Genomic DNA, 17,221 nt, shown 5'->3' on the forward strand with positions numbered 1-17,221 from the left:
ATGGCTCTGCGCTATGCCTATGTCACCAACGGGCTGGGCGACCACCGTCTGGACGACGCCCTGCCCATGCTCGCCGACTGCGGCTACACCGGAGTGGGTCTCACGCTCGACCATCATCACCTCGACCCGCTCGGCCCGGGCCTGCCCAGGAAGGTCGCCGTGATCGCCGACCGGCTGCGGGATCTCGGCCTGGCCGTGGTGGTGGAGACCGGCGCGCGGTTCGTGCTCGACCCACGCCACAAGCACGAGCCCACGTTGCTGAGTGAGCACGGACGCGATCGACGTGTCGAACTGCTGCGGATCGCTGTGCGGGTGGCGGCGGACCTGGGGGCCGAGGCGGTGTCGCTCTGGTCCGGGGTGCGGCAGCCGGCCGTGCCCCCCGGAGTGGCCCGGCACCGGTTGGTCGAGGGCTGCCGGGCGGTGTTGAGTGTGGCCGAAACTCTCGACGTGAAATTGGCTTTCGAGCCTGAGCCGGGCATGTTGGTGTCGTCGGTCGACGACTGGTACGCGCTGGCCGGCGAGCTGCGGCACCCGCTGTTCGGGCTCACGCTCGATCTCGGGCACTGCCTGGTCACCGAGCGGCTACCGCTGCCCGAGGTGATCGCGCGGGTGCGCGACGACCTGACCTATGTGCAGATCGACGACATGCGCCACGGCGTGCACGAGCACCTCGACCTCGGTCAGGGCGACGTCGATTTCCCGCCCGCGCTGGCCGCTCTCGACGGTTTCGGCGGGCTGGTGGCCGTGGAGCTGTCACGTCACTCGCACACGGCCCACACCACCGTGCCCCGGTCGATCGAGTTCCTGCGACGGGCGGAAGGAATGCGTCATGGAGCATGACGACTGGCTGGAGCACGCCGTCCGGCAGACCGCGCGTGCCCCGGTGACGATCCGGCGCTGGTTCCCGATGGTGGCGCGCAAGGTCGGCGACGATCACGTGGAGGCCCGGATCCGGCTGCTGGCGGCTCTTCCCGACCGCACCGAGATTCCCGGCCTGTACCGCTACGGCGACGTGCACGAGCGCCGGGCCGTGGTGCTCTCGGCCGGTCGGCTCGGGGTGGACGACATGCTGCTCGACCTGGCCCGGGACGCATTGCGCAGCAACGATCCCCGGCTCGTCACGGCCGCGGCCGACCCGGCGGTGGTGGCCGCGCTGCCCGACGACGAGGTGGACCAGGCCCTGATGAAGGTGATCTTCATGGGCATACCGACCGCGCGCGTGCCGGCCCTGGTGGCCCGCGTGACCCCGCTGACCTCGCGCCGGGTGGCGGGTTTCGTGCTGGAGCGGGTCTGCGCCGGGCGCGAGGTGGCGGCGGAGGTCTGGCAGGTGATCGACCGGTATCCACCCGTCGCCGAACTGGAGCAGATCCGGGAGCAACTGCACGCGGACGACCCGGAACGCCGCCGTGCCGCCGCCGGGGCCCTGGCCCGGCGCGGCTGATGAGAGGACGCTTCATGCGCATCTTCGAGCCGCACATCCACATGACCTCACGCACCACCGACGACTACGAGGCGATGGCCGCCGCCGGGGTGACCGCCCTGGTCGAGCCGGCCTTCTGGCTGGGCCAGCCGCGCTCGGGTGTGGCCTCGTTCGCGGACTACTTCAGTTCCCTGGTCGGCTGGGAGCGCTACCGGGCCGCGCAGTTCGGCATCGCACACCACTGCACCGTCGCGCTGAACCCGAAAGAGGCCAACGAACCGGGTTTCCGGGCCGAGGTGATGGATCTGCTGCCGCGCTACCTGGCCAAGGACGGTGTGGTGGGGGTTGGGGAGACCGGGTACGACTCGATCACCCCGGCCGAGGACGACCTGCTGGCGCGGCATCTGGAGCTGGCGGTCGAGTTCGGCCTGCCGGTGCTGGTGCACACGCCGCACCGGGACAAGCTGGCCGGCACCCGCCGCACGCTCGACGTGGTGCGCGAGTCCGGCATCGCCCCGGGCCGGGTGCTGGTGGACCACAACAACGAGCTCACCGCGAAGCTGGTGCTGGACGCCGGTGTCTGGGCCGGGTTCTCGATCTACCCGGACACCAAGATGGACGAGCGCCGGATGGTGCTGCTGGCCCACGAGCTCGGCACCTCCCGGCTGATCGTGAACTCGGCGGCGGACTGGGGCCGCAGCGATCCGCTGAAGGTGGCCAGGACGGCGGAGGCGATGCTGGCCGGAGGCTTCGCCAGTGCCGAGGTGGAGAAGGTGGTGTGGGACAACCCGGTCGGCTTCTTCGGCCAGAGCGGGCGGCTGGAGCTGGACGCCGAGAAGAACAAGGAACTCTCGCAGGGCAACTCGATCCTGCGCGGAGAGGTGGGCTGATGCGCTTCCGGCACCGGGACGGCAGCGTGGTGCACCTGTCGTACTGCACCAACATGCATCCCGCCGAGGATCTTGAGGGAATCCTGGCCCAGCTGCACACCTTCGCCGGGCCGGTGCGCCGCGGGCTGGGCTGGCCGGTGCTCGGTGTGGGGCTCTGGCTGCCCGCCCCGGCCGCTCGGCACCTGGCCTCCGACCGGCGGGCCCTGGACCTGCTACGGCGCACCCTGACCGCAGAAGGGCTGGAGGTGGTCACCCTCAACGGCTTCCCCTACCGGTCCTTCCAGGCCGACGTGGTGAAAGGTGCTGTCTACCGCCCGGACTGGCTGGAACGCGAACGCCTGGACTACACGCTCGACCTGGCGGCGGTGCTGCACCGGCTGCTCCCGCCGGACGCCGCGTCGGGCAGCATCTCGACCCTGCCGTTCGGCTGGCGCACCCGCTTCCCCGGCGGCACCGGCCCGGCTGACGCCGCGATGGTCGCGGTCGCCACCGAACTCCAGTCCCTGGCCGGGGAGTTCGGCCGCCCGGTCCGGCTGGCGGTGGAGCCGGAGCCCGGGTGCGTGGTGGAGACGCTGGCCGGCGGGCTGGAGGCGGTGGCCCGGCTCGGCGTGCCGGAGTGGATCGGGATGTGCCTGGACGCCTGTCATCTGGCCACGCAGTTCGAGGACGCTTCGGTGACCGGTCTTCTCGACGTCCATCAGGTGGGTTTGTACAAGACCCAGGTGTCGAACGCGTTGCGGGTCATCGGCGACGACCGGTCCTGGCTGGCAGATTTCGCCGAGCCTCGGTTCCTGCACCAGGTCCGGCAGGAAGACGGCCACGGTGAGGACGATCTGGACGAGGCCACGATGAAAGCGCTGGATCCGGAACAGGAATGGCGGGTTCACTACCACATGCCCCTGGACCGGGCGGAGCGCACCACCCAGCCGGAACTGCGCGACACGCTGAAGGCGCTGGTGGGTGGCGACCGGGCGCTGACCACCCATCTCGACGTCGAGACCTACACCTGGTCGGTGCTTCCGGGGCAGGACCGGCCGCTGGTCGAGGCGATCGCGGGCGAGCTGGGCTGGACCGCGGCGCAACTGGAACGACTCGGTCTGGAGCCGGTGCGATGAGCCGCGACCCGCTGCTGGTGCTGAACGTGGTCGGCCTGACGCCCCGGCTGCTGCGGCACATGCCGCGCGTGGCCTCGGTCGGCCCGGCCGTCCCGCTCGGCACCCTGCTGCCCGCCGTGACGTGCAGCGCCCAGGCCACCTATCTCACCGGAAAGCTGCCCACCGAGCACGGTATCGTCGGCAACGGCTGGTACTTCCGCGACCAGGGTGAGGTGTACCTGTGGCGCCAGCACAACCGGCTGATCGAGGCGGAGAAGCTCTGGGAGACGGCGCGCCGGCACCGGCCGGACCTGACCGCGGCCAACGTGTGCTGGTGGTACGCGATGGGCGCCAGCACCGACTGGACCGTGACGCCCCGGCCGGTGTATCACGCCGACGGCAAGAAGGATGCCGACTGTTACACCCGGCCCCCGGCCCTGCGGCACGAACTGACACAGGAATTCGGCACTTTCCCGTTGTTCACCTACTGGGGACCGACAGCGTCCATCAGCAGTTCGGCCTGGATCGCGAGGGCCACCGCCCGGCTGATCGGCACCCGGCGTCCCGATCTGGCGTTGTGCTACCTGCCGCACCTGGACTACGACGTCCAGCGTTACGGCCCGGACGGCCCTGAGGCGATCGCGGCGGCCGGCGAGATCGACGCGGTGGCAGGTGATCTCATCGACCAGGCCCGGGGGAGCGGTTACCAGGTGGTGGTGCTGTCGGAATACGGCATCACCGCCGTGGACCGGCCGGTCGACATCAACCGGATGCTGCGCCGGGAAGGGCTTCTGGAGGTGTACACGCAGGCCGGCATGGAGTATCTGGACACCTGGTCCTCGCGGGCCTTCGCGGTCGCCGACCACCAGGTGGCCCAGGTCTACGTGAACGACGCCCGGGACGTCCCCCGGGTGCGGGAGCTGCTGACCGCCCTGCCGGGGGTGGACCTGGTGCTGGACCAGGACGGCAAGAAGCAGCACGGACTGGATCATCCGCGCAGCGGGGAGCTGGTCGCGGTCGCCTCGTCGTCCTCCTGGTTCACCTACTACTACTGGCTGGACGACGCCAGGGCACCGGATTTCGCCCGGGGTGTCGAGATCCATCGCAAGCCGGGTTACGATCCGGCCGAGCTGTTCTACGATCCCGCCGACCGGCTGGTGAAGGCGCGCGCGGCGCTCACCCTGGCCCGCAAGTTCAGCGGCCTGCGTTACGCGATGAAGGTGGTGCCGCTGGATCCGGCGCCGGTGCGCGGAAGTCACGGGCGCACGGCCGCGGACCCGCAGGACGGGCCGGTGCTGATCAGCTCGGACCCGTCGGTGGCGGCGGCGTCGTTCGAGGCCACGGCCGTGCGTGACGTGCTCCTGGAACTCCTGCTCTGACGTTTTTCGTCGACCGGCGTTCATCCTCGCGTCGGGTCGGGTCCACCCCTGCTTGAAAGGCTCGTGCGGCCTGGGTCGTCCCGTGGCCCCGGCGACGAGTCATGAGGAGAGACGTGAGCAGGAGTACCTCTCGGGCCATCGCGGTCGTCGCTGCGACGGCCCTGGCGGGAGCGGCCGTCGCGGTCGCCACCGCGCCGTCGGCCAGTGCCGGGAACCGTGGTGGTGCGGCGTTCTTCAACCGCACCGACACCTACGCGGTGTACCAGAACCGGCCGTCCGGTGACGCTGTCGCGGACGAGACGGTGGCGGAGATCTCGACCGTCACCCAGGACGGCAGGACGATGATCTACACCGATGCCGCGGGCAAGCGCATCGGATTCCTCGACATCTCGAACCCGGAGAAGATCAAGGGCCTGGGCACTCTGTCGCTGGAGGAACTCGGCGACACCGACGACCAGCCCACCTCGGTCACCGTGGTCGGCGACTACGTGCTGGTCGTGGTGGACACCAGCAAGAGCTTCACCGAGCCGTCCGGTCGCGTCGACGTGATCCGGATCAAGGACCGCACGCGGGTGCGCAGCATCGACCTCGGCGGGCAGCCGGACTCGATCGCCGTGGACAAGAAGACGCAGCGGGTGGCCATCGCGATGGAGAACCAGCGCGACGAGGAGGCCACCCCGGCCGGCGGCGAGGAGGGTGACCTGCCCCAGCTGCCTGCCGGTTTCGTGCAGATCATCGAGCTCGGCAGGGTGACGAACCCGGCGAGCTGGACGGCGCACCGGGTTTCGCTGACCAACACCGACGGCACGGCCCTGAAGTCGCTGAAGGACGCCGGTCTGGACACCCCGACCGACCCGGAGCCCGAGTACGTCTCCTTCAACGAGGACGGCACCCTCGCCGTCACCTTGCAGGAGAACAACGGCATCGTGCTGATCGACGGGGCGAAGCACAAGATCACCCGGGTGTTCAGTGCGGGCACCGCGACCGTCACGGGCATCGACACCGAGGACGACGGGGTGATCGACCAGACCGGTTCGATCACCGACACCCCGCGCGAGCCGGACGCCGTGGCCTGGCTGGACAACCGGTACCTGGCCACCGCGAACGAGGGTGACTGGAAGGGCGGCACCCGCGGCTGGACGGTGTTCGACTCGAAGACCGGCAAGGTGGCCTGGGACGCCGGCAACACCCTGGAGAAGCTGGCCGTCCAGAACGGTCTGCACTCCGAGAGCCGGGCCGGCAAGAAGGGGATCGAGCCGGAAGGGCTGGCCACCGCCGAGTACAACGGTGTGAACTACGCCTTCGTCGGTTCCGAGCGCAGCAACTTCGTCGCGGTGTACGACATCGAGAACCCGCTCAAGCCGAAGTACGTGCAGATGCTGGCCACCACGAACGGGCCGGAGGGCATTCTGCCGATCACCTCGCGCGGTCTGCTGGCCGTCTCCAGCGAGGTGGACGACGCCGAGAGCGGCGTCCGGGCAACGGTTTCGCTGTACCGCATCGGGGCGAAGTCCGCCGACTTCCCGCAGATCCAGTCGGCGAGCAGCGACATCGGCTGGGGCACCCTGGGCGCCCTGTCGGCGGTGCCCGGCAAGAAGAACCAGCTGGTCAGCGTGACCGACGCGGGCTATTCGACCACCGGCATCCTGACCATCGACACCTCGAAGAGCCCGGCCCGCATCACGAAGCGGCTGGCGGTGACCGACTCCTCCGGCACGGAGGTGGGTCTGGACGCCGAGGGCGTCTACGCCCGGCCGCAGGGCGGCTACTGGCTGGCCGTCGAGGGGGCGAGCGGTGCGGAGAACAAGCTGGTCCGGGTGTCGGCCGAGGGTGTCGTGGCCGAGAGCGTCGCCCTGCCGGAAGAGGTTGCCGCGGGACTGAAGTCGCAGGGTTTCGAGGGAGTCACGGCGACCACGGACAAGAGTGGTGAGCACGTCTACGCGGTGATCCAGCGGGCGTCGTCCACCGATCCGGCCGGGGTGGCCCGGATCGGCCGGTACGACGTGAGGACCGGCGACTGGACCTGGTACGGGTACCAGCTGGAGACCACGAGCACCGACGGAGACTGGATCGGGCTGTCCGAGATCACCTCACTGGGCGACAACCGGTTCGCGGTGATCGAGCGGGACAAGCTGAACGGCCCGAACGCCAGGGTCAAGCGGATCTACACGGTGACCCTGCCGAAGACCGACCCGGCCGACGGCACGCTGCCGGTGCTGAAGAAGAAGCTGGCCAAGGACGTTCTGCCGGACCTGGAGGCCACCAACGGCTGGACCCAGGAGAAGCTGGAGGGCCTGACCGTCGGCGGTGACGGCCGGGTGTACATCTCGACCGACAACGACGCGCTCGACGACTCCACCGGCGAGACGGTTTTCATGTCGATCGGCAAGGCGTCCAAGATCTTCAAGAAGTGATCTGACGCCCACCCGAGGGGCCCATGGTTTCCATGGGCCCCTTTCGCCGTCTGCTTGAGGACGACGGTCAGCTCAGCCAGATCACGATGCCGGTCAGGTCGCTCAGCACGGCGGCCGCGCCGGCCCGCACGGCCCGGGCACCGCGTTCTTCCGTGAACGTGGCCGGGTCGTACACCGACGACGCCTCCAGGCCCTCACCGCGGTACGAGGCCCCGGTCCAGTCGACGGCGGTGACATTGGCCGTGGGCTCTCCGATCTCGGCCCCGACCACGAGAAACTGCTGGTCCAGGTGGCTGGCGGTGACCAGGGTCAGGGGGTCCACCAGGTCGTTGCCGGCGGTGACGATCAGCTCCGGGCGCATCCCGATCGCCTCGGTGACGCGCGGCACCAGGTCCTGGTCGCCGGTGGCGTCGATCGTGCGCAGGTCGACCTGCTCGGTGTCGGCCCAGCCGGTCACCGCGTCCGCGAGCGTCCTGGTCGGCGCGTCGTCGCCGGCGGTCAGCAGCACCACCCGGTAGCCCTCGGGCGGGTGCACGTCGTCCCACGAACCCGGCGCCGGCGTGATGGTGGACTCCGGAGCGGGCGTGGTGGCCGGATCGCTGAAACCAGCTCCGAGGGAACCGATCCTGGCCGGGCCCTGACGGGGCTGCGACCAGTCGGCCGATCCGCAGGCGGTGACCAGCGCCGCGGTGAGGAGAACGACGAGCACCCGGCGCACGGGATTCCTCCGAGGGTAGAAGAGTGGCTCGTACTGTTTACCCCCTGATTTCAGTGGTATTGACCCTCGTGATCGGATCGGGCTGATCTGTTCGGCTGCTGTTGGCCTGTGAAGCGCATGTGATTCATCTGTGGGGAGCAGGTTGCTCGCGCCAACAGAAGGAGTTTCATGTTTCGCCGCACTCTGCGCGGTCTCGCCCTGGTGGCCGTGGTCGCGGGTGTCGTTCTCGGCGCGGCCCCGGCCTTGGCCCACGGCTTCACCTCGGTGGTCTACGCCGATGTCACCTCGTCCGGGAAAGACCGGCTGAGCACCGAACTGGGCCTGGAGTACGACCTGCTCGTGGTCTCGGCCGCCGACAGTGCCCAGGACGACGCGCTGTTCAGCGACGGCACCGCGGCCTTCGAGTCGGGTGACCCGGCGGCCCAGGCCGCCGCACTGGACCGGCACGCCGAACCGGTGCTGGCCTACGTCGCCGACCGATTCACGGTGAGCGGCTGCGAGGCACCCCGGGCCGGCGGGTTCACCGTCGCCGAGCGCGAGGGTGTGCCCTACGCCTTCGTCACGCTCGAACAGGCCTGTGCCGGAGACGGTTACGAGCTGACGAGCACGCTGTTCCCGGACTCCGAGGGTTTCGTGCGCGACACCCGCACGATCGTCAGCTACGCGGTCGGCGGTCTGCACGGCAGCGCCGCCCTGGACGCCTCGGACCCCACGTTCGACCTGTCCCAGAACGGGATCGCCCGGTTCTGGGAGTTCTTCAAGCTCGGCGCGGAGCACCTGCTGGGCGGCCCCGACCACATCCTGTTCCTGCTCGCGCTGATCGCCGGCTCACGCCGGCTGCGTGAGGTGGTGCTGGTGGCGACGTCGTTCACGCTGGCCCACTCGGTAACCTTGGTACTGGCGGCACTGGGACTGGTGTCGGTGCCGGCCGCGGTGGTCGAGCCGATCATCGCGCTCTCGATCGCGGTGGTGGCCGGCTGGTACCTGTACCGCCTCTGGCAGCGCGGGTCCGAGGTGGGTGACATCCAGGGTGCGGAGGGCCATTTCAGCCTCGACCGGGCCGGGTGGACCCGGCTGGGCGTGGTGTTCTGCTTCGGCCTGGTGCACGGGCTGGGCTTCGCCGGGGCCCTCGGCATCGACGAGGCCTGGTCGTGGACGCTGCTGTGGTCGCTGCTGGTGTTCAACGTGGGCATCGAGGCGGTGCAGCTGGGCCTGATCGTGGTGCTCTTCCCGGTGCTGGTGCTGCTGCGCCGTCGTGCGCCCCGGGTCGGCATCACGGTCAGTGGTGTTGTATCGGCAGCGGTTTCGGCTGTCGGCCTGTTCTGGTTCTTCGAACGGATTCTCTGAGAATCACCTGTGGGGTTCATCTGTCGTTCACCGGACGGCAGAACATTGAGCCCGCTCTCCACCATTTCCCTCCGAAAGGGATGAGAACAACGTGCCTTCCATGAACGCACCCCGGCAGCGACGGCAGATCCGTCGCCTGGCCGCGGTGCCGGTCGCCACCCTGGTGCTCGGTCTGGGCGCCTCGGTCGGCGGTTTCGCCACGTCCGCGAGTGCGGCGGACGCGGTCAGTGTGACCGGGGTGATCCTCGGCGTCGGTGCCGACGAGACCCAGCGGATGGTGACCTGGTACTCCTCGGCCGACACCGCCCAGGCGGTCGAGCTGGCCCCGGCCTCCCAGGTGACCGGCGACGTGTTCCCCGCCGGCGCCACCAGCTTCTCCGCCGTCGGCGCCGCCAACATCGCCTCCAGCGGCGGCTACAACCGTCACGCCACGATCACCGGTCTGGCCGAGAACACCAGCTACGCCTACCATGTCGGCTCGGCCGACGGCTGGTCGAAGACCTACACCTTCAAGACGCAGGACTTCGACGGCGAGTACGACTTCCTGTTCCTCGGCGACCCGCAGATCGGGGCGTCGGGCAACCTGGCCGACGACCAGGCCGGCTGGCAGGACACGCTGGACGTCGCGACCAAGGCCAACCCGGACGCCGAGATCCTGGTGTCCGGCGGCGACCAGGTCGAGACGGCCAACACCGAGGCCCAGTGGAACGCCTTCCTGGCGCCCGACGCGCTGCGCCAGATTCCGTGGGCGGCGACGATCGGTAACCACGACGTCGGTGGCAAGGCCTACGAGCAGCACATGGCCACGCCGAACACCGACCGCTCGGGTTCGTACTACGTCAACGGTGACCCGACGTCGAACACCTCCGGTGGCGACTACTGGTACATCTACAAGGACGTGCTGTTCATCGACCTGAACAGCAACAGCTACACCAGCTCCTCGGGCGGTGGCGGTGACGAGGCGCACCTCGGCTACGTCAGCGACGTGATCGAGAAGCACGGTGACGAGGCCAAGTACAAGGTTCTCGTGTACCACCACTCGATCTACTCGCCGGCCTCGCACGCCAAGGACAGCGACAACAAGGCCCGCCGCGTCGACTTCCCCACCACCTTCTCCAAGCTCGGTGTGGACCTGGTGCTCCAGGGGCACGACCACAGCTACACGCGTAGCTACCTGATCAAGAACGGCGAGAAGGCGGACGCCGAGGAGCAGCCCGGCCAGGCCGACGTGTACCCGGGGCCCGGCGGCGTGCTGTACGTGACCGCCAACTCGGCCTCCGGCTCGAAGTACTACGACATCACCAAGCCGGACAGCAGCGGCACCAGCGGCGCCGGCAACGGTGCGGACCCGCTGAACCCGGACAACTACTGGTACAACTCGGTGCAGAACCAGGAGCACGAGCGCACCTACGTGCGGGTGAAGGTTCGCAACGACGAGCTGGTGGTCGAGAACCTGCGCAGCGAGGGCGATGTCGGCACCACGGTCGACAAGGTCACGGTGCACCCGTACCACGGTGAGGGCCAGGAGATCCAGGTCAAGGTGCCCAAGGCGGCGGCCGGTGAGTTCGGCTGGACGATCGACGGCAAGAACGGCCTGGTCGACCTCGGCACCGCGAAGGACGAGGACGGCAAGTACCTGGCGGCCGGCGGCGACATCAACCCGATCACCGTGACGGACTCCCGTAGTTCGCTCGCCCCGTGGTCGGTCTCCGCCTCGGTGGGCGACTTCAAGGACGCCGACAAGACGTTCTCCGGTGCGTACCTGGGCTGGAGCCCGGCGATCGCCGAGGCCGGTGCGGGTGCCAGGGCGGGTGCCGCCGTGGAGTCCGGCATCGACGGCGGCGAGGGTCTGTCCGTCTCGCGCACCCTGGGTCAGGCCGACCAGGGGCACGAGAAGGGCTCGGCCCAGCTGGGTGCCGACCTCGACCTGAAGATCCCGAGCAGTGTCGAGCAGGGTAGCTACCGGGCCACTCTGACGATCACCGCGCTGAGCAGCTGATCCGACCGGTGGGGCGGCCGTCTCGTGGCCGCCCCACCACTTCGCCCGAGGAATTGAGCCCGTGAGACCCGTGAAGATGCTTGCCGCGGCAGCGCTGACCCTTGCCACCCTGACCGGCACGCTGGCCGGAGCCGGCGTCGCGCATGCCGCCCCGGGTGCCGGTGACGACGTCACCTGGACGGTGCGCACCGCGTCCAACGACTTCGGTGACAGCCGAACCAGTTTCGCCTACGACATGAAACCCGGTGCCACGCTGGACGACGCGATGGTCGTGGCCAACCGCGGCAGCACCCCGCTCACCCTGAACGTCTACGCCGCCGACGGTTTCACCACCGAGGCCGGCCAGATGGACCTGGTGACGAAGGACGCCGAGTCGACCGGGGTGGGGGCCTGGGTGCACGCGGAGAAGTCTTCGGTGACCGTGAAGCCCGGCAAGACCGCCGAACTGCCGTTCACCGTGACCGTTCCGGAGAACGCCACCCCCGGCGACCACGCCGGTGGCCTCATCACCTCGCTGGTGCAGGCCGACTCCACCGAGACCATCAGTGTCGACCGCCGTCTCGGCATCCAGGTCAGGCTGCGGGTGGACGGCGACCTCACGCCGTCCTTCGCGATCGAGGACCTGAAGGTGGACTACGACGGCGGCCCGCTGAAGGGCGACGCCGACGTCAGCTACACGATCCGCAACACCGGCAACGCGATCCTGTCCGGCCGGGGCACCGCGTCGGTCGAGGGCCCGTTCGGCTGGTTCCAGGCCGTCGGCGACGAGCAGGGCACCCCGCAGCAGCTGCTGCCCGGCGAGACCTGGACGGTGTCCGGCCAGGTGCACGGGGTGGTGCCGGCGGTGCGGCTGACCGCGACGGCGACCCTGCTGCCGGTGATCACCGACGCGGCCGGTTCCAGCACCACGCTGGAGCCCGTCACCGCCACCACCCACGCCTGGGTGATCCCGTGGATCCCGCTGGTGGCCCTGGTGGTGCTGATCCTGCTGGTCGTCGCGGGGATCCGGCTGACCCGCCACCGCCGGGCCCAGCGCCTGGCCCGGGAGGACGCCCGGGTGGCCGAGGCGGTGCAGGAGGCGCTGCGGGTGAAGTAGCGGTGGCTACTTCACCTTCACCTTGATCGTGCTGCTGGCACCGTGGATGTCGGTGTCATCACCCTTCGGCCGGGTGATGGCCCCGACCCGGAAGGTGTAGGTGTGATGGCGGCTGACCTTGTCGACGACCAGCTTCGTGCTCCACGGGTGACGGCTCTGCACGCCCTTGCCCGGGTGCACGCCGTCGTACAGCGTGACGCCCTTGAGCACCCCCTGCCGCAGGTTCGAGGGGGCCTTCCAGGTGAGCACGATCCGGCGCACGCCCTTGACCACGACCACCTTGGCCTTGAGGGAACGGACCTTGGTGGCAGCGCCCACCGGCGTCGCCGTGACCGGGTCCGAGGCCACCGACGGGCCGGCCGGGTTGGTGGCCACGGCGGTGACGGAGTAGGACTTGCCGCCGGTCAGGCCGGAGATGTCGCACAGGCTCTGGTACGACTTCAGGGTGCAGTGCCGGGAGCCGGCGCTGATCGTCATCGACGTGTACAAACTGCTGAAGGCCCGTACCTCCAGCGCGTCGTGCCGGACCAGGACGGACTCGATCCGGGGCTTCGAGGGCGGGTAGAGCCCTCGGACCACGGAATTGGTCCAGCTGGAGAGGCCGTTGGCGTTCGAGGCCGCCACCCGCATCCGGTACGTGCGTTTGTTCTGAAGGCCACTGATGACGAACTGCGTCGCGTCGGCGGCGAGGTCCAGTCGCTGGAACGTCTGGTAGTTGTCGAGTGTGTACTCCACGACGTACCCGGTGATCGGGCTGCCGCCGTCGTCGGCCGGGCTCCCCAGATCGACAGTGGTGGAGGTCATCGACGTGTAGAAGGTGCCCAGCCGCGGTGCGGAGGGTACGGCGGCCGCGAATGATCCTGCCGGGGTGAGAAGGCCGAGCACGATGGCGGCAGAGCCCGCGAAGGCCCAGCGGACACGAGGTTTCATGATGGGAGGCGTCCTCGAGGGAGGAGTGGGTGAATCTCAAGATCATATCCCAGCAGACCCCACCGGCACCCCCTCCGCCAGCAGCCGCCGGTAGAGGGTCAGGTGCGCGGCCGCCGCGTCGTCCCAGGAGTGGGAGGCGGCCAGCGCGCTGCCGCGCCGCACCCGAGCCGGATCGACGTCACCGGAGAGGTCGGCCAGCAGCCCGGCGGCCAGCTGCTCCGGTGACGCCGCGAACCGCACAGCGTCACGGAACACCTCGCGCAGCACCGGCAGGTCACGCACCACCACGGGCCGCCGGGCGGCCAGCGCCTCCATCGCCGCCAGCCCGAAACCCTCGGCGGTGGAGGGAAAAGCGAAGGCCGCGCAGGAGGCGACCAGGCCGGGCAGGTCGTCATCGGGGATCGGCCCCAGCATCGTCAGTCGCACGCCCAGCCGCTCGACCAGCGCGTCGACCCGGTCGCGGTAGTCGCGGTAGTCGAACAGCGTCTCGCCGCCGGCCACCAGCAACTGCGCCTGCGGCCGCTCGGCCTGCACCGCCGCCATCGCCCGCACCAGGTCGAGTGTGCCCTTGCGGGGCTCGATGCCACCGAGCGAGAGGACGAACTCGCCGTGCTCCGCCGTCCAGGACCCGTCGGCGACGGCAGACGAGAAGCGTTGCGCGTCGACCCCGTTCGGGATCACCGCCGCCCGGATCCCCCAGCCGTCCCGCAGTTCGGAGGCAACGGCCGACGAGACACACACGTGCGCGGCCGGCTGCACGATGGCCCGCTCGTGGCAGGCCGCCAGCTCGGCGGTGGTGAAGTGGTCCAGGTGGTGCACCGTGCGCACCCTGCCCGGCACCGCGTTGGCGCTGATGCAGTCCTGGGCGTGGATCACGTCGTAGGCACCCTCGAAGGCGTCGCGCAGCGCGGCGATCGACCGCAGCACCCGCTCGCCCACGGTCTCGCCCTCGCGCGGCGGGAACGGCACGGCCCGCACCGTGACGGCCGGGTCGACGGCGCGGAAGAACGCCCGGTCGCCGTCGCGCGCGAGCGTCCAGACGGTCACCTGCTGACCCGCCCGGGCCAGCGCCTCGGCCAGGGCCAGGGTGTGCACCACCCCGCCGCGCGGCTTGGTCGAATAGGTGAGCAGGCTGATCCGCATCCGCTCAGCATGCAGCCAAAAGCCTTGGACAGCAACGAATAGCCGACGGCTCACAGGAAGACGCCGGACAAGAGAACGTTACGTCGGACATGCAGAAGTGTTCCGGATGAAACGCTCCGGTAATCGCTGCTCACTTCACTGGACGGCATGAAGGCAAAGGACGACCTCTCGGGGCACCTCCTCGCCGGTGGTCTCGACGGCCGGCACGTCGCGGTCGCCGTCATCGGCGGTGGCCAGGCCGGCCTCGCCGCCAGCCACTGCCTCTCGGCCGCCGGGGTCGATCACGTCGTTCTGGAGCGTCACCGCGTCGGCTACGAGTGGTCCGAAAGGCGCTGGGACAGTTTCAGTCTCGTCACGCCCAACCGGCAGTGCCGACTGCCCGGGCACGAGTACGCGGCCGGGGACCCGGACGGGTTCATGGTGCGCGAGCAGATCGTCGACTACATTCGGGACTACGCGCGCTCGTTCGATCCGCCGCTGCACGAGGGTGTCGACGTGGTGCGGCTGTCCCACGACGGGCACCGGTTCCAGCTGAGCACGACGCGGGGCACGCTGCACGCTTCCCAGGTCGTCATCGCGACCGGCGCCTACCATCTGCCGCGCATCCCGGGAATCGCTGAACGCCTGCCGCGCAGCGTGTTCCAGCTCCACTCGGCCGACTACAAGAATCCGCAGCAGCTGCCCGACGGCGCCACGCTGGTGGTCGGCACCGGGCAGTCCGGCTGCCAGATCGCCGAGGACCTGCACCTGGCCGGGCGCACGGTGCACCTGGCCACCGGCAACGCACCCCGGGTCGCCCGGTTCTACCGCGGCCGTGACTGCATGACCTGGCTCGACGAGATCGGGCACTACACCAGGGGAATCACCGAGTTCGCCGATCAGGAGGCGACCCGGCACAAGGTCAACCACTACGTCACGGGCCGCGACGGCGGCCGCGACATCGACCTGCGCGCGTTCGCCCGCGACGGCATGCACCTGTACGGGCGGCTGCGTGACATCACCCCCGAGACGATCAGCTTCGACGACGATCTGCGGGCCCACCTCGACGGCGCCGACGCGGTGGCCGAGAGCATCAAGGACCTGATCGACGCGCACATCGAGCGGCACCACCTCGACCAGCCCACCGAACCCCGCTACACGCCCGTCTGGGAGCCGCCCGAAAATGCCCCCGGGAAGCTGGATCTGGCGGGAAGCGGCATCACCTCGGTGATCTGGTGCACCGGCTTCGACGCCGACTACCGCTGGGTGGACCTGCCGGTGTTCGACGGTCGCGGCTACCCCACGCACCACCGCGGCGTCACCAGTCTGCCCGGCCTGTACGTGCTGGGCCTGCCCTGGCAGTGGACCTGGGGCTCGGGCCGGTTCCGCGGTGTCGGTGACGACGCCCGCCACCTGACCGAGCAGATCCTGCGAGCTGCCCGGGGCGCGAGGCAGATCGCATGACGCACTGCGACGCCCATCGCCATCTGGGGGTGCTGCCGGAGTACCCGTTCTACGGCGGGCCGCCGATCCGCGCCGACGTCACCGCCCGGGGCACCATCCGCGAACTGCTCGACGACCTCGATGCCGAGGGCACCGAGCGAGCTCTCGTCATACCCAACTACGGTGTGCCGCAGGCGGATCTGGCCTTCGGCTTCAACGAGCTGGTGGTCGAGGCGGCGCAGGCGGACGACCGGATCCGCGCGGGCCTGTGGGTGTCGGCGAAGCCGGCCGACGCCGAGCGCACGGCACAGGCCCTGAAACTGGCCGGCGAGCCGGGCGTGAAGGCACTGAAGCTGAGCTTCCTGCTCGGCGGCAGGGTCGGTGACGACGACGTCAAGCCTGGCCTGGACGCCGTTTTCGCCGCGGCCCGGGAACACGACCTGGTGGTGCACGTGCACACCAGCCCGGGCGGGGCCAGTGACATCGACGAGATCGGCAAGCTCGTCGACGCCTACGCCGACCAGGTGAAGCTGCACCTGGTGCATTTCGGCGGCGGGATGAGCGGCCACATGAAACTCATCGGCGGCCGCTTCTTCGACTGGATCGAGCAGGGCCGGCAGGTGTACACCGACCTGTCCTGGGCGATCGGTTTCGCGCCCCGATGGCTGGCGCAGGAGATCTCCCGGCGGGGCGTGGGCCACGACCGGGTGCTGTTCGCCAGCGATCAGCCCTGGGGCGATTTCGAGGGTGAGTACGCCCGGCTGAGAGCCGGTTTCGGGGACGGCGAACTGGCCGGACTCGCACTGCACGGAACGTTCGAGCATCTCTACGACTGAAGGGTCCCGACATGACCGACCTGACCGAACTCGAGCAGAAGTCCCTCGAGGAGATCCCGCACCCCTCCCTGCCCGAGGGGTCGAGCATCTACGGCGGCACCAAGGTCTTCCCCGACTACAAGGCCGAGAACGGCGAGACCTACTTCACCCTGGTGCACGGCATCGCGCACGAGTCCTCGGTGAGCTTCGTCGCGATCCTCCAGGCCACCCGCGCCCTGCGCAAGGGATTCGAGTCGGCGATCTACTTCTACGGCCCGGGCTCGCTGAACGCCCTCGCCACGCGCGGGTTCCCGACCACCGGCAACAGCGCCTTCCCGGGTGAGCACAACATCAACGAGTCGCTCAAGACCTTCATCAAGGAGGGCGGCAAGGTCTACTGCTGCCGGTTCGGGCTGTCGCTGCACGGCGCCCGCGAGGAAGACCTGATCGAGGGCGTCATCCCGACCCACCCCCTCGACGTGCAGGACGCGGTGATCCACTACGCGCGCAAGGGCGCGATCATCAACTCGACCTACATGATCTGAGGACGCCCT

General features: G+C 69.5%; 15 protein-coding genes. 12 read left to right on the plus strand and 3 right to left on the minus strand.

The window, feature by feature from the left end; genetic code table 11:
- The 6 genes from KIH74_RS01510 (at position 1) to KIH74_RS38275 (ending at position 7,197) form a co-directional block, all read left to right on the plus strand.
- Positions 1 to 840: a sugar phosphate isomerase/epimerase family protein gene (locus KIH74_RS01510; RefSeq protein WP_214153633.1), complete on the plus strand. Its 840-nt coding sequence runs from the start codon at positions 1 to 3 to the stop codon at positions 838 to 840.
- Positions 830 to 1,441, plus strand: coding sequence for an EboA domain-containing protein (locus KIH74_RS01515; RefSeq protein WP_214153634.1), 612 nt, complete (start codon positions 830 to 832; stop codon positions 1,439 to 1,441). Before KIH74_RS01510 ends, KIH74_RS01515 begins: the two co-directional genes overlap by 11 nt.
- Before the next feature lie 14 nt (positions 1,442 to 1,455).
- Positions 1,456 to 2,310, plus strand: a complete 855-nt coding sequence (locus KIH74_RS01520; protein ID WP_214153635.1) for a TatD family hydrolase — start codon at positions 1,456 to 1,458, stop codon at positions 2,308 to 2,310.
- Positions 2,310 to 3,425, plus strand: a complete 1,116-nt coding sequence (gene eboE / locus KIH74_RS01525) for a metabolite traffic protein EboE (RefSeq protein ID WP_214153636.1) — start codon at positions 2,310 to 2,312, stop codon at positions 3,423 to 3,425. The genes KIH74_RS01520 and eboE overlap by 1 nt, the downstream gene beginning before the upstream one ends.
- Positions 3,422 to 4,783: an alkaline phosphatase family protein gene (locus tag KIH74_RS01530; protein WP_214153637.1), complete on the plus strand. Its 1,362-nt coding sequence runs from the start codon at positions 3,422 to 3,424 to the stop codon at positions 4,781 to 4,783. The genes eboE and KIH74_RS01530 overlap by 4 nt, the downstream gene beginning before the upstream one ends.
- 101 nt (positions 4,784 to 4,884) lie before the next feature.
- A complete protein-coding gene (locus KIH74_RS38275) occupies positions 4,885 to 7,197 on the plus strand; it encodes an esterase-like activity of phytase family protein (protein WP_443669976.1) in 2,313 nt (770 codons plus the stop codon).
- Between the two features lie 67 nt (positions 7,198 to 7,264).
- Here KIH74_RS38275 and KIH74_RS01540 read toward each other — a convergent pair whose 3' ends face one another.
- Positions 7,265 to 7,915: a type 1 periplasmic-binding domain-containing protein gene (locus KIH74_RS01540; RefSeq protein ID WP_372491970.1), complete on the minus strand. Its 651-nt coding sequence runs from the start codon at positions 7,913 to 7,915 to the stop codon at positions 7,265 to 7,267.
- 168 nt (positions 7,916 to 8,083) lie between these two features.
- Here KIH74_RS01540 and KIH74_RS01545 point away from each other — a divergent pair, with 168 nt between their 5' ends.
- From KIH74_RS01545 to KIH74_RS01555, 3 genes are all read left to right on the plus strand, one after another.
- Complete coding sequence (locus KIH74_RS01545) at positions 8,084 to 9,262, plus strand: HupE/UreJ family protein (RefSeq protein ID WP_214153640.1); 1,179 nt, start codon at positions 8,084 to 8,086, stop codon at positions 9,260 to 9,262.
- A gap of 100 nt (positions 9,263 to 9,362) precedes the next feature.
- The gene (locus KIH74_RS01550) at positions 9,363 to 11,261 is read left to right on the plus strand and encodes a fibronectin type III domain-containing protein (RefSeq protein ID WP_214153642.1); all 1,899 of its coding nucleotides are present in this window, start codon (positions 9,363 to 9,365) and stop codon (positions 11,259 to 11,261) included.
- Between the two features lie 61 nt (positions 11,262 to 11,322).
- A complete protein-coding gene (locus tag KIH74_RS01555; RefSeq protein ID WP_214153644.1) occupies positions 11,323 to 12,357 on the plus strand; it encodes a WxL protein peptidoglycan domain-containing protein in 1,035 nt (344 codons plus the stop codon).
- Between the two features lie 6 nt (positions 12,358 to 12,363).
- On the opposite strand, the gene KIH74_RS01560 is transcribed toward KIH74_RS01555, so the two are convergent.
- Complete coding sequence (locus tag KIH74_RS01560) at positions 12,364 to 13,287, minus strand: fibronectin type III domain-containing protein (protein WP_214153646.1); 924 nt, start codon at positions 13,285 to 13,287, stop codon at positions 12,364 to 12,366.
- 42 nt (positions 13,288 to 13,329) lie between these two features.
- Positions 13,330 to 14,430, minus strand: coding sequence for an MSMEG_0565 family glycosyltransferase (locus KIH74_RS01565; RefSeq protein ID WP_214153647.1), 1,101 nt, complete (start codon positions 14,428 to 14,430; stop codon positions 13,330 to 13,332).
- Positions 14,431 to 14,577: 147 nt separating this feature from the next.
- Here KIH74_RS01565 and KIH74_RS01570 point away from each other — a divergent pair, with 147 nt between their 5' ends.
- From KIH74_RS01570 to KIH74_RS01580, 3 genes are read left to right on the plus strand one after another with little or no spacing between them, the layout of a single operon-like run.
- Positions 14,578 to 15,873 (plus strand): MSMEG_0569 family flavin-dependent oxidoreductase, encoded by a 1,296-nt coding sequence (locus KIH74_RS01570; protein ID WP_214153649.1) that lies wholly within the window; start codon positions 14,578 to 14,580, stop codon positions 15,871 to 15,873.
- Positions 15,870 to 16,688, plus strand: a complete 819-nt coding sequence (locus tag KIH74_RS01575; protein ID WP_214153651.1) for an amidohydrolase family protein — start codon at positions 15,870 to 15,872, stop codon at positions 16,686 to 16,688. The genes KIH74_RS01570 and KIH74_RS01575 overlap by 4 nt, the downstream gene beginning before the upstream one ends.
- 11 nt (positions 16,689 to 16,699) lie before the next feature.
- The gene (locus KIH74_RS01580) at positions 16,700 to 17,212 is read left to right on the plus strand and encodes an MSMEG_0572/Sll0783 family nitrogen starvation response protein (RefSeq protein ID WP_214153653.1); all 513 of its coding nucleotides are present in this window, start codon (positions 16,700 to 16,702) and stop codon (positions 17,210 to 17,212) included.
- Positions 17,213 to 17,221 lie beyond the last annotated feature (9 nt).

It is taken from the genome of Kineosporia corallincola (assembly GCF_018499875.1).
GTDB lineage: Bacteria > Actinomycetota > Actinomycetes > Actinomycetales > Kineosporiaceae > Kineosporia > Kineosporia corallincola.